Raw genomic sequence first — 13216 nt, forward strand, 5'->3', positions numbered from 1 at the left:
GGAGCTTGGATCACCTTGTGCTAGACTACCCCAAAGCCCGCGCTGGGCTTTAAAGGGCTTGAATCGGTTTCAAGGGATAAGCGATGGGCAAAAACATCATAGTAGCGTTATTCGTTGCCATATTGGCTGCTGCTATCTTTGTCTTCGTCCAAAGAGATAGGCAGGCCAAACCGGAAAGAGTGGGCAGCAAGGACAAGGTGCCGCGCATCAGCCTTGAGGATTTCACGATCTACAAATACGAGCAGCATAAAACTGTATCCACGGTCAGTGGCCGCCTTGCGAACTTTGTCGATCCCGACAGCCTGGAGATGTTCGGCTCCATCCAGGGCTTCAATCATAAGGCGAAAAAGAAGGAATTTTTTGCTGCGGAGTCTGCTACAGTTCATTTCGCCGCGAAAGGCGTGGTGGATCTGGTGAAAAACAGCCGTATTGTGAAGACCGAGATCCAGGACCAGGTTCGCTTTGGATATGACGACATCATTCTTTATACGGACTACGCGAAGTATTTGAACGAGGAAGGACGTCTTACGTCTGATCTGCCTGTTCGCATTCAGGGCCCCCAAGTGGAGTTGAAGGGTGACAAAGGTTTCGAGTTCAATAACAAAACGGGTGATCTCAAAGTTTACGGACCTCTGGAAGGAACCATGCGTGGCACTGAAAAACTGCAGTAGGAACATCGCGAGCGTACTCCTTCTGAGTCTTTTGTCAGCGAGCCTTGCACCCGGCCTGCGCGCGGATATCATCGACGATATCAATCAGCTCGAACCCAAAAAGGATCAGAAGACGCCCACGCCGAAACCTGTTCCAAAGCCGACTCCAACCGCAACGCCGACGCCTGATATGATTCCCGAGCCCGAAGAGCTGCCACGTCCCATCACGCCTGAAGCCAAGCCTGGCAGCAAGGCTCCGGAAAAACCGAAGGACAAAAAATCGGTCAAGGCCCGTCGCGATGCGCCGATTCATCTGCAGAGTGATGGAACCTCCACCTACTCCCGCAATGGCTCGGTCGTCCACCTGCAAAAAAATGTGGTCATATCCCAGGACGATATTCGTCTTCAGTCTGACGAGGCTCGTGTGCTTTTTTCGCCGGATGGCAAAAAGGAAAATAATAATACCGTGCAAACGGTCGAGGTGAATGGCAAAGTCAACCTTACCCGTTTGTCGAAGGACCCGGCGGAACGGATTACAGCGAAAAGTGATAAGGCGATTTTTGATAACAACGCTCAGAAAGTCACATTGGATGGCAATGCCCGGCTCTGGAAGGATGGACATCTGATCAAAGGCGATCGCATTGTTTATGAAATTGTCTCAGGCATGATCAAGGTCGATCGCGCGCAGGGAGTGGTGCAACCGGAGAAAGCGGGCAAATGAGCGAAAAGCAGATTCTGGAAGCACGGGAAATAAGAAAATTCTTTCGTGCGCGGGAAGTCGTCAAATCAGTCAGTTTCAATGTTTCGGAGGGCGAAGTCGTAGGGCTTCTTGGGCCCAACGGCGCTGGCAAGACCACCAGTTTTTATATGGTGGTGGGGCTTCTTTTTCCGAATGAAGGCCAGATTCTGCTGAATAGGGAAGACATCACCGACCTGCCGATGCACGTTCGGGCCCGTCGTGGGATCAGCTATCTGCCCCAGAATATGTCGATTTTCCGGAAATTGACGGTGGAAGAAAATCTTCGCGCCATCATGGAAGTCGTGGGTATTCCTTCGCATGAACGTAAGGATTCGATCGAGCAATTGCTGAACAAGTTCCAGATCACCCACATCGCGAAGTCGCTTGGCGCGGCACTTTCTGGCGGCGAACGCCGTCGCGTGGAAATTGCCAGGGCCTTGATAATTAAGCCGAAATTCCTGCTTTTGGATGAACCTTTTGCAGGTATTGACCCAGTTACCGTTCAAGAAATTCAAAAAATAATCGAAAAGCTAAGGGACGAGGATGGATTAGGGGTCCTGATTACCGACCATAACGTTCGCGAGACGCTAGGGAGCTGTGATCGGGCCTACATTCTCACCAGTGGGCAAATAATTGCTCATGGCAAGCCTCAGGCGATTGCTGCTGACCCCAAGGTCCGTAGTGTATATCTTGGGGAGAATTTCCGAATGTGAGGGCCTCGCGCCTCAGTCACATGAGTCAGGTGTATACGATATGGCATTGGATTTAAAACAGTCCCTCAAACTCAGTCAGCAACTTCTGATGACGCCTCAGCTTCAGCAGGCGATCAAGTTGCTCCAGCTGTCGCGTTTGGAGTTGGAAGAGTTCGTCACCCAGCAGTTGGCAGAAAATCCAGTGCTTGAAGAGGGTGTCACCGAATCGATGGAGGAACGCATCTCCGTCGAACGGGAACGCGAACGCACGGAAGATCAGGTTGTTAATGAACGCATGAGCGAAGCCGCCAGCATTGTGGACAATGTGAGTGGTGAATCCCAGCCCGCTGATATGGACTGGGAGACGTTCAATCGCATGCAGGATTTCAACAATGCGCCGACCAGCTCTTCGAAGCGTGATGGCGACGATGAATTCCCCAGTCATGAAAACCTGTCCCGCGCGGGAACGCTGCAGGATTACCTTATGTCTCAGATCGGTGAAATGGATCTGAATGATGAGGAAAAGAGCGCAGCCGGCCTTGTGATCGGGAACATTGACGACCGTGGTTATCTGCAGGCTTCCATCGAGGAAATCGCGGAAAAAGACGGCATTTCGCTGGATCTGATCGAGGACATGCTGGATGTCGTGCAGCATCTCGACCCGAATGGCGTTGGGGCGCGCGATCTGAAAGAATGCCTTAACCTCCAGCTGCGCGCCGGTCGCCTAAAAAACGGCGTTGTGGAAAAGATTATTGAGAACCATCTCGTCGAACTCGAGACACGCAACTTCCAGGCCATAGCCAAGGCCATGAAGCTGCCCCTCGAGACAGTGATCGAAAACGTTCAGATCATTGCCGAGCTGGAACCCATTCCGGGTCGTCAGTTCGGGGGCCTTGACGCCCAGTATGTGGTGCCTGACGTTTACGTCTTCAAGGTGGCTGGCGAGTGGATTGTGACTCTGAATGATGAGGGCCTGCCGCATCTCAAAGTCTCGAAGATGTACGAGAAGATGGCTGGCAAGGTCGGCGGTCAGAATAAGGATTATCTCAACGACAAGTTGAAATCAGCGCAATGGCTGATTAAATCCATTCAGCAGAGGCAAAAGACCATTCTGCGGGTGACGGAGAAGCTCGTCGAACGGCAGAAGGACTTTTTCGAGCGCGGCGTGGAATATCTGAAGCCGATGGTTCTGCGTGATATTGCCGATGATATCGGTATGCATGAATCCACGATCAGCCGGGTGACCAGCAATAAATATGTGCATACCCCCCAGGGTATTTTCGAGCTGAAGTACTTCTTCAACAGTTCTGTCTCCATGTCCAGCGGTGACAGTCTTGCAAGTGCTTCCGTGAAAAAGATCATCTCTGATATCATTGGTAAAGAGGACCCTCGTCATCCGCTCGCGGATCAAAGGATCGTCGAAATTCTGGAAGAACGCGGCATTCAGTTGGCGCGTCGAACAGTTGCCAAGTATCGGGAACAACTGGGGATTTTGCCGAGCAGCAAGCGGAAAAAGTACTACTAGCAGTTGGGCAAGATTATGACGACGTCGATGGCCGACATTCACGATCCACCTCTTCTGGTGATTGTCACCGGCCTCTCCGGGGCTGGTAAATCCACAGCGATCAAGGCCCTGGAAGATCTCTCCTTTTTCTGTATTGATAATCTCCCTTTTGCCATGGTGGATAGCGCGGTCGATCACTTGCTGCAGAGCAAGTGGACGCCTCGGCGTTATGCCCTGGGTATGGATGCGCGGGATAAGGATTTTATCGCGGGTTTTGCCGATATGCAGGCCCGTCTGAAGCAGCGGATCAAGCTGGATGTACTCTTTTTAACCTGTGCCCCGGATCAGCTGGCGGAACGTTATAGCACAACGCGGCGCAAGCATCCGATGCTGGACAGCGGCGGACAATTGATCGCGGCCATCAAACGCGAGGCGCATGCCCTTCAGGGTATCGAGCGCATGGCGGATGTGTCCTTCGATACGACGACCTGGAGTGTTCATTTCCTCGCGCGTAAAGTCGAGGAGCGTTATTCCGGGCGGCTCGTCGGACGTCAGCTGCATGTGAATATCACGTCCTTCGGCTTTAAAAATGGTCTCCTCAAACCAGCCGACACCATCTTCGACGTGCGGTTTCTGCGGAATCCCTTCTTCGACCCGCAGCTCAAAAACCGGACCGGCCTGGAATCGGCTGTCTCCAATTACGTCTTCGAAGATCCCAATGCCCAGGTCTTCCTGAATAAGCTCGTCGACCTGCATCAGTTCCTGCTTCCTGAATACTATAAGGAAGGGAAGCACTACTTCCGCATCGGCATCGGCTGCACCGGCGGCAAACACCGCAGCGTGTCCCTCGCCGAACGCCTCGCCGTCGACCTTGCCAATCTTTGCATTCCCCAAATTGCCATCAGTGTGAATCATCGCGATATTGACGTTGGAATGTGAGCAGGGGTGCTCCGCACCCCAAGTTTGTTTGTAAGCTCCCCCGTGCCGGGGTCGCTATCGCAGTCATTCAGATACCTACCTCCAGAGTTAAGTTAATTGAGTAAAAGTCAGTTTTCTTTCTTTCAAAGGATTGCCTTCATAAGGAAAGTTAACGGCGAGTTAAACGGCTCTCGCGACGAAGAATATGCTCTGAAAGAGATCATACAGTAAACCATGAGGTCACTATGCGTATCATGATCCTCCAGGGCCACCCTGATACAAACAGCTTCTGCGGAAGTCTCGCCCGCTCCTATCAGGAAGGCGCGCAGTCGGCTGGTCACGAATGTCGCCTGCTGCATGTCGGCGAGCTCAGCTTTGATTCCAATCTGGCTCATGGTTATCGGCAGATTCAGACCCTTGAACCCGACCTCATAAAAGCCCAGGAATGGATCAGCTGGTGCGAGCATCTTGTGGTTGTTTACCCCATCTGGTGGGGGCAGATGCCGGCTCTGTTCAAGGGCTTTTTCGACCGCTGCTTTCTTCCGGGATGGGCCTTCAAATACCACCAGAACGACCCCTTCTGGGACCGCCTGCTTGCAGGCCGCAGTGCGCATATGATCGTCACCTCGGATGCCCCGGCCTTCTATAATATTCTCGCTTATTGGGATTCGCCGATTACCGTTCCGAAGAGAATGATCTTCAGATTCTGCGGTTTTAAGCCTGTCAGGGTCAGTCGCATTGGGAGCATTAAAAATACAACAGATGCCAAGCGCAAAAGTATCCTCGAAGCCATTCGGAAGAAAGGCTCGAGGGCATATTGAGGTTAAATTCTTCAGGGCGTTACAAAGAACTCAAGCTTTACACTCTTATTCTCTTCGTTCCCAGATTTATCAATGATACTGATAGCATCCAGGACATATTTTCCAGGCAGAAACTTTATTGTATCGACTTCAAAGGTCCAAATATCCCCTTCAATTTTCGGGTAACTATTCTGCGCTTGCGATACCAGTCCGCTGATGCTGACCATACTGATGGCCTGGGGCAGCCCGCCCAAATCATCAGAAGCGCTGAGGCTGCCCACCAGTTTATCACCACGTTTGACAGTCGTGGATTGCAGATTCACAGCACTGATGGTGGATTTGACTGTATCGACCTGTCCCGCATTCTCGACTTTGAATAGCAAAGCCCGCTGCTGCGGCTATAGAAAAGGACGTTAAAGTCCTGCTGCAAAGTGACAACTTCATAAACACCCGGCTGAACATGAGCATCCAGCACAATCTCGGTCATCTTACTTGTTTCACTATAGCGGCTGTGAAGTATATTAGTGCCCGACAGGTTCTGCCGATTCCAAACTATCAAAAGGCGGCACAGCGCCCACGATACAGCGCCCGGCAACTGACCGCGCACTGGCCAGGATCTTGGGACAATAACCGATCTGAGCATCCTTGAATTCAGACTCCCCGGCCATTCGGCTACTGAACATATTAGGAGACTGCCTGCAGCTCGTACCGGAGACGAGGAAATACATGGAAGGCTCAATGGAATTTTTCTTGGACGACTTATCACAGGCAAGAGTCGAAGGAAGCAAAACAATGACAGGACCCAGAGTCTTCAGAACTCGGCGGCAACGCATGACAACTCCACAGCAGATAAAGACAGCCCAACGAGGGCTTCGCATTCTACTGCAGGGTCCATACCTACATTTTTCCCTATATAACCTGCTCTTTAACTTGGAACATCAGCCGAAACCCCTACGCCTGTCAAAACCCTATTCGCCCCAAAAGCAAAGCGGGAGCCTTCCCCAGGAAAGCCCCCGCTTCTTCAGTCCAAAGACTTAGCTATAAGTCGAGATATCCGGACAGGTACAAACCAAATTCCTATCCCCGTAAGCGTTATCCACACGCCCGACGTAAGGCCAGAACTTGTTATCCTTCACCCAGCCTTTCGGGAACGCAGCCTGCTCACGGCTGTAAGGACGATCCCAGCCGCCGGTAATCACAGCTGCTGTATGCGGTGCATGCCTCAGGACGTTATTATCCTTCGGCACCTTGCCCTGCTCCACTTCACGGATCTCATTCCGAATGCTGATCATCGTCTCGCAGAACTTATCCAATTCCGCTTTCGACTCAGACTCGGTCGGCTCGATCATCATGGTGTTGGGAACCGGCCACGACACGGTCGGCGCATGATAACCGTAGTCAATCAAACGCTTGGCAATATCATCAACGCTCACGTCAGCCGTTTTCTTCACTTCCTTCAGATCGACGATACATTCATGCGCAACAAGACCGTTCTTCGCCCGATAAACCACGGGGAAGGAGCTATCCAGCTTCTTCGCAATATAGTTCGCGTTCAAAATCGCAACCTGTGTCGCCTTCTTCAGCCCATCCGGACCCATCATGCGGATATACATCCACGAGATCGGCAGAATGCTGGCACTGCCCCAGGGAGCCGCTGCGATCGGACCCACGCCCTTGTCGCCGCCCATTTTCACCACAGGGTGATTCGGCAGGAAGGGAGCCAGGTGCTTTTTCACACCGATAGGACCAACGCCTGGTCCGCCGCCGCCGTGCGGGATACAGAAGGTCTTGTGCAGGTTCAGGTGACAGACATCCGGACCGTATTTCCCCGGACGGCAAAGGCCGATCTGGGCATTCAGGTTCGCGCCGTCCATATAAACCTGGCCACCATTCTCATGAATGATGTTACAGATCTGAACGATCTCCTCTTCGAACACACCGTGGGTCGAAGGATAGGTGATCATCAGCGCTGCAAGGTCATTCTTATGCTCAATGGCCTTGCTCTTCAGATCCGCCAGATCAATGTTTCCATCATTGTCACACTTCACCACCACGACCTGCATGCCAGCCATGACAGCCGAGGCAGGGTTGGTGCCGTGCGCGGAACTTGGAATCAAACAGACCTTGCGATGGCCTTGACCCTGCGACTCGTGGAAGGCATTGATCACGAGCAGACCCGCATACTCACCCTGCGCGCCCGAGTTGGGCTGCAGTGAAATCGCATCGAATCCGGTACAAACAGCAAGGTAGTTTTCCAGCTGCTCAAAGAGCTGCTTATAACCCTTGGCCTGATCCAAAGGCACAAAGGGATGCAGGCTATTCACTTCCGGCCATGTGATAGGCAGAAGCTCGGAAGCGGCGTTCAGCTTCATCGTACACGATCCCAGGGGAATCATCGAACGGGTCAGCGAAAGGTCGCGCGACTCCAGCTTACGGATATAGCGCATCATTTCCGATTCGGAATGATAGCTGTTGAAGATCGGATGCTGCAGATAAGCCGAAGTCCGCACCAATGCAGCGGGAATCGCATCCGCAGCCGACGCAGCCAGATCCTTCAAGACAGGAATCGACTTGCCATCAGCAAAGATCGAAAGAAGCTCGCTCACCTGATGCGCATCCGCTTTTTCATCGAGGGCGATCAGAAGACTGTCATCCAAACGACCGAAGTTGATACCTTTGGCCAGCGCCGCCTGCATCAGTTTATCAGCCTGCGGCTTATCCAGCTTCACTGCCAGCGTATCAAAGTAATTCTCAGACTTCAGAGCATAGCCCAGTTTCTTCAAACCCGTACCCAGCAACTGAGTCAAAGCATGCGTGCGCTCCGCAATCCGCTTCAGACCTTTCGGGCCATGATAGACGGCATACATCGAAGCCATGATCGCGAGGAGCACCTGCGCCGTACAGATGTTACTCGTCGCCTTATCCCGGCGAATATGCTGCTCACGGGTTTGCAGCGAAAGACGATAGCCGTTATTGCCATTCGAATCCTTCGACACACCAATGATGCGGCCAGGCATGCGGCGCTTGAATTCATCCTTGGTTGCAAAGAAACCAGCGTGAGGTCCGCCGTATCCCAGCGGCACACCGAAGCGCTGCGAGTTGCCCACGGCAATGTCCGCACCCAGTTCACCAGGCGAGGTCAGTACGCAAAGGGCCAGAAGATCGGTGGCGAGGGTCACGATCAGACCCTTGTTTTTGGCCTGCGAAATCAAATTTCGATAATCCTCGACGCGACCATCAGCGGCAGGATACTGAAGCAGAAGACCAAAGGCGTCGCTGCCGAAGTTCACCTTCTGAGGATCGACTACGGAAACCTTCAGCCCCAGAGCCAGGGCGCGGGTGCGCACGACTTCAATGGTCTGCGGCAGACAGCTATTCGCGATGTAGTACACATCACCCAGGCCTTCGCCCGCCAGATCGCGACTCATGGCCATCGCTTCCGCAGCGGCCGTGCCTTCATCCAAAAGCGATGCGTTCGAGAAAGGCAGACCGGTCAGGTCAGAGACCATGGTTTGGAAATTGATCAGTGCTTCCATGCGGCCCTGAGCGATTTCCGCCTGATAAGGCGTATACTGTGTGTACCAGGCCGGGTTTTCGATAATGTTACGCAGCACAACGGATGGCGTGACAGTGTCGTAATATCCAAGGCCGATATAGGAACGATTCAATTTATTTTGGCTCATGATGCGCTTCAATTCCGCGAGCGCCTCATGTTCCTGCAAAGCAGCCGGCAGATCCAAAAGCGCCGTGTCCTGGATGGCTTTGGGCAAAGCGGTGCGGGTTAACTCGTCAAGACTGGCATAACCGAGCTCTTGCAGCATAGCTTGGACATCGGTTTCCGAAGGGCCGATGTGCCGACCGGAAAACTGCTGAACATCATTTGCTTTTTCCCAGACGTGAGACATGGAAATGGTCCACCTTTGTGTCGTGAGTTGTCATGAACGCCCGCTAATCTAGCTAAAGAAGAGAGAAAACGCAAATGATCTCCGTGACTTAGTATGCTGACACACGCGGCTGTAACTTGCTGGAATATTGGAGAGAATACTAATATTTTAGGTTTTGTACGCTCGTGAACAAAACGCCAGGACAACTCTCAAGTTTAACCCACAAAATTCCGATGGAAATGATAATCAAAATCATTTAGTTCTACAGAAAGCTGCCCCATGCAGCGTCAAATGGTAGGATGCGATGCAAAAAAAACTACTCGTTCTTCTGGCCCTTCCCCTCGCGACAGGTGGATGCGGTGAAAAAAGCAGTAAAAATTCTGGAACTGTGGATCTTCCTGTCTTCGATCGCCTCGGTCTTTTGAAGGAAATCAGCAGTACGGTGATCGCGCCGCGTTATGAAGGCTTCACCGATCAAAGCAAAGCCATGAAGCAAGCGACCGATGCTTTCTGCACAAACCTGGCAGGAGGCGCGAACTGGGCCTCTGCTGTCACTCCGGTTCAGGCGGAATGGAAAAAATCCATGGCCCTCTGGCAGGAAGTGGAAGCCTGGCAATTCGGTCCTTTGACCGATGAAGAAGGCACGCTGCGTTATGATATCTACACCTGGCCTGTCGTCAACGCCTGCGCGGTGGATCGGCAGCTGGCATCCACGGCCGCAAGCCCTGCGCTTTCCAGCAACGACAGCACCAAGGGCCTCAGCGCCATGGAGTATCTCCTCTTCGATAACGACAGTCTTCATGCCTGCAAGGACACCGTGACGGAAACCCAGGGTTGGAATGAAAAACCCGAGGCCACGCGCCAGGACCTTCGCTGCGCCTATCTTAAACTGCTTGCCAGTGACCTTGTCACCCAGGCGGAAAGCCTGCAAAAGAAGTGGAATGATGGGACGCAGGGCTATCATTTCCAATTGATAGCGGAAGGCTCCGACAGTGAACTGCAATCCCGCATCAATGTGATATCGGACAGCCTTTTCTATCTGGATGCCACAGTCAAAGACAAAAAGTTAGGCGCACCCCTTGGTCTGAATGATGCGTGCCGCACGGGTGTCTGTCCCGATCTGGTCGAACACGCGTTTTCCAAGGAAAGCCTCACCGCCGTGCACCGCAATATCCTTGGCTTTCAGGCGGCTTTCGATGCCGGCTTTGATGACTATCTGAAAGCCGCAGGGGGCGACGACCTCGCCGATCGCTTGAAGGCCGACCTTGATCAAGCCAGCCAAAGCGCGGAAGCCCTGGCGGCACAAAATAGCCTCTCGGGCTTCCTTGCGAATCTGGACCAGGCTGCCTGTGCAGCGACCACGGCCGAGGACCGCAAATCCGAGATCTGCGCGCTTTATCAGGATATCAAGGCCATCACCGATGAGCTGAAGACCGAGTTCGTCTCCATCCTGAAACTGTCCACTCCCGCGCAGAGTTCGGGTGATAATGACTGAAAAACCGGACATGATACTGGAGCATTTGCTGGAACCGGGTCTGATGTTTTTCGACCCGAGCAAGCGCTTTTTCTGGGGAAGTCTTCTGGCTTCCCTGCTCCTTATCGTTGTGCTGTCGGGATCGCGGCGCAGCGAACATCTGCGCATCCTCTTTTCGCCGAAGATCTGGTTTCACCGCTCCTCGCTCGCGGATATGAAACTCATCCTGATCAATAACCTTTTCCGTGTCCTGGTGTTCCCGACATCTTTCGTCACAACGGTGGGCATTGCAGCCGTTGTTTCCCTCCTCCTAACCAAGATTGCCGGCGGCAAACCCGACCTCGGCTGGTCCCCCTTCTGGGTCACGGCCCTTTACAGTGTGGTCATTTTCCTGGCCGATGACTTTGCCCGCTTTTACTTTCACTATCTCCAGCATCGCTGGCGCTGGCTTTGGGTCTTTCATCAGGTGCATCACAGCGCTCTGGTCATGACGCCATTGACCCTGATGCGCACGCATCCGGTCGATATTCTTTGGGCCCGTGTGCGCAATGCCATCACCTATGGTTTTGTCACAGGCATATTCTATTTCCTCTTTGGATCGGCCGTATCGGGCTGGGATATCATCGGGGCCGAGGCGCTCGGTTTTCTCTTCAATCTCGCCGGCTCCAATCTCCGCCATTCCCAGGTCTGGATTCACTTTGGTCCATTGGAGAAAATATTTCTCAGTCCCGCCGCGCACCAGATCCATCACAGCGTGGCCGTGGAGCACTATGATAAGAATTTTGGTGTATGCCTCGCGATTTGGGATCATCTCTTCAAAACGCATTTTCATCCGCGCAGGGTCAGCGAGCCTGTTCGCTTCGGACTCGAACATTCCCCACTGTCCAACGAACGGCAGAGTGTGATCACCCTTTATGTGCAGCCCTTTCGCGAGCTCAGGAAAGCTGATCCACGATAGCGGCTAACCGCTGATATTTCCCCGGAAAAAATCTTATTCCTCGGTAATCTTTAAAAGAAAATGCCAGCGGATATCACATTCTTCCCAGGTGTTCCGATCTTCCTGAGGTGACCCGGGGAGGATCGCACATGGAACTCAGGCCGAAAGCGCGAAATCTTTTATTGTTCATGCTGCTGCCTGCATGCGCTGCACCCAAGGAAGAACCTGAAGTGAACGTTCGCTATGTCGTGCCCTACTTCCGCGATCTTTTTATGGATATGCCCAGCTCCCTGTCTGCGTCTTCGGGTTCGCCCGTCTGGAGCTATGGAGGCAGTGTCATGAAGCATGTTCTCGTCCCCCACAGCATGATGGGAATGGTCGAAGACTGGAGCGGCAGCATCCAGACCGTGATGAATGAACTCTTCGGACAGCCCGAGTGTCTTGACATTGAAATCAGCAACGACCTGCCCGACTGCAGCAAGCGCCTTGGTGTGATTGTGGGTTACATCGATGAAAATCCAATCGTCTTCACCGTGACGCCGGGAAGCCTGGCCGTTGATCCCGCTCCCAGTCATGTGAAGTATTATAAAAATGCCGCTGGGTCCGACTATGATTACACCTTCGAGATCTACTGGAAGAACAAGACGACCAAACTCCACGTTCCGGGTCTTGTGTTTCAGGTCACCAAAGTTTCGGATACGAGCTCAAGGGTTGAGCTGAGCTATTATTCCAGTGTGGCTTCCAATTCCACTGCAGGCGGTTCCATGCAGGCCTTGCTCGACGAATCGGATGAGTCCGCTTCGATGTCCGTGAAGATCTTTGATAACAACCGAACGTCGGATGAACTCCTGCCAGCCCGCTGGCAGATGGACGTCCTGCGCGATACGTCCGGGGTCCTGACAGGATCCGCGGTAGGTTGGCGACCAGAGATGGCAGAAGACAAAGGCACGATTGCACCTTTGAACACCAGGACCGAGATGGGCTATGCATTCACTTTCGCGGCCGATACCGCGGCCAATTACGCTGCCCTGAACGTCGCGGCCTTTCCTGTGGAATCTTTCAGAGCATCGTCCAGCTATTTTTCCAGCTTTGACATCAATTCCATCCTGAAGCGCTACACCCTCGACTTCGTACGCGCAAGCAGCCCGAGTTGGGACTGTAACGTGATAGGTGGTCTTTTCAATTTACCGGCAAACATATGCACGACGAACACGACCGTAGCGGATAAGCAGGTTTTGGATGGGCTCTCCAGTTTCTGCGCGCGGACACCCACGGCGGTCATCTGCGGCAATGATCGTTCGGAATATCGCCTCCTTGCCAATCCCCTATATTTTGATGGCAGCGGCCTTCGCGCAACTGGAGTGACCAGCAAACCTTCGGATGCACGCTACACTGATCTTGAGGGTCGACTCAGCTCTTTGACGGTTCCTGATTTGGAAGCCTTGAAAGCGGAAACTTCCCCATCCCCCGGCGCTGGAACGAGCGCCGTCCCATGAAATAACCCGGGGTTGACTTCCCATTGGATTGTGCCATAGTTTAACTGTCCCCTCTTCGGACCAATGGTGAGCCATGCAAACGTTTCTCAAAAATTTGAGCTTACGCCCGGGAATTTCTCGGA

12 protein-coding genes are annotated in these 13216 nt (G+C 52.9%); 9 read left to right on the top strand and 3 right to left on the bottom strand.

From position 1 onward, the window contains the following. The first annotated feature begins 83 nt into the window (after positions 1-83). From lptC to VFO10_RS16720, 6 genes are all read left to right on the top strand, one after another. Positions 84-671 carry an LPS export ABC transporter periplasmic protein LptC gene (gene lptC, locus VFO10_RS16695; protein ID WP_325142183.1) on the top strand — a complete coding sequence of 196 codons (588 nt, stop codon included), beginning with the start codon at positions 84-86 and terminating at the stop codon, positions 669-671. Further along, a complete protein-coding gene (locus VFO10_RS16700; RefSeq protein ID WP_325142185.1) occupies positions 649-1371 on the top strand; it encodes an LptA/OstA family protein in 723 nt (240 codons plus the stop codon). Before lptC ends, VFO10_RS16700 begins: the two co-directional genes overlap by 23 nt. Then, positions 1368-2102, top strand: a complete 735-nt coding sequence (gene lptB / locus VFO10_RS16705) for an LPS export ABC transporter ATP-binding protein (RefSeq protein WP_325142187.1) — start codon at positions 1368-1370, stop codon at positions 2100-2102. Before VFO10_RS16700 ends, lptB begins: the two co-directional genes overlap by 4 nt. 40 nt (positions 2103-2142) lie before the next feature. Continuing rightward, the gene (gene rpoN, locus VFO10_RS16710; RefSeq protein ID WP_325142188.1) at positions 2143-3606 is read left to right on the top strand and encodes an RNA polymerase factor sigma-54; all 1464 of its coding nucleotides are present in this window, start codon (positions 2143-2145) and stop codon (positions 3604-3606) included. 15 nt (positions 3607-3621) lie between these two features. After that, positions 3622-4524, top strand: a complete 903-nt coding sequence (rapZ, locus tag VFO10_RS16715; RefSeq protein ID WP_325142190.1) for an RNase adapter RapZ — start codon at positions 3622-3624, stop codon at positions 4522-4524. 224 nt (positions 4525-4748) lie between these two features. After that, on the top strand, positions 4749-5324 hold the full coding sequence (locus tag VFO10_RS16720; RefSeq protein ID WP_325142192.1) for an NAD(P)H-dependent oxidoreductase: 576 nt from the start codon (positions 4749-4751) through the stop codon (positions 5322-5324). 11 nt (positions 5325-5335) lie between these two features. On the opposite strand, the gene VFO10_RS16725 is transcribed toward VFO10_RS16720, so the two are convergent. The 3 genes from VFO10_RS16725 to gcvP all read right to left on the bottom strand — a co-directional run bounded on the left by VFO10_RS16725 (position 5336) and on the right by gcvP (position 9208). Continuing rightward, a complete protein-coding gene (locus VFO10_RS16725; RefSeq protein ID WP_325142193.1) occupies positions 5336-5686 on the bottom strand; it encodes a hypothetical protein in 351 nt (116 codons plus the stop codon). 138 nt (positions 5687-5824) lie between these two features. Continuing rightward, the gene (locus VFO10_RS16730) at positions 5825-6136 is read right to left on the bottom strand and encodes a hypothetical protein (protein ID WP_325142196.1); all 312 of its coding nucleotides are present in this window, start codon (positions 6134-6136) and stop codon (positions 5825-5827) included. A gap of 201 nt (positions 6137-6337) precedes the next feature. Further along, positions 6338-9208, bottom strand: a complete 2871-nt coding sequence (gene gcvP, locus VFO10_RS16735) for an aminomethyl-transferring glycine dehydrogenase (protein WP_325142198.1) — start codon at positions 9206-9208, stop codon at positions 6338-6340. A gap of 283 nt (positions 9209-9491) precedes the next feature. Between gcvP and VFO10_RS16740 the strand changes: the two genes are divergently transcribed. The 3 genes from VFO10_RS16740 to VFO10_RS16750 all read left to right on the top strand — a co-directional run bounded on the left by VFO10_RS16740 (position 9492) and on the right by VFO10_RS16750 (position 13094). Then, entirely contained in the window at positions 9492-10682 is a 1191-nt protein-coding gene (locus VFO10_RS16740; RefSeq protein ID WP_325142200.1) for an imelysin family protein, read from the top strand. Further along, entirely contained in the window at positions 10675-11619 is a 945-nt protein-coding gene (locus VFO10_RS16745) for a sterol desaturase family protein (protein ID WP_325142203.1), read from the top strand. Before VFO10_RS16740 ends, VFO10_RS16745 begins: the two co-directional genes overlap by 8 nt. Before the next feature lie 128 nt (positions 11620-11747). Further along, a complete protein-coding gene (locus tag VFO10_RS16750; protein ID WP_325142205.1) occupies positions 11748-13094 on the top strand; it encodes a hypothetical protein in 1347 nt (448 codons plus the stop codon). The last annotated feature ends 122 nt before the right edge of the window (positions 13095-13216 follow it).

The sequence above is a fragment of the Oligoflexus sp. genome (assembly GCF_035712445.1).
Lineage (GTDB): Bacteria > Bdellovibrionota_B > Oligoflexia > Oligoflexales > Oligoflexaceae > Oligoflexus.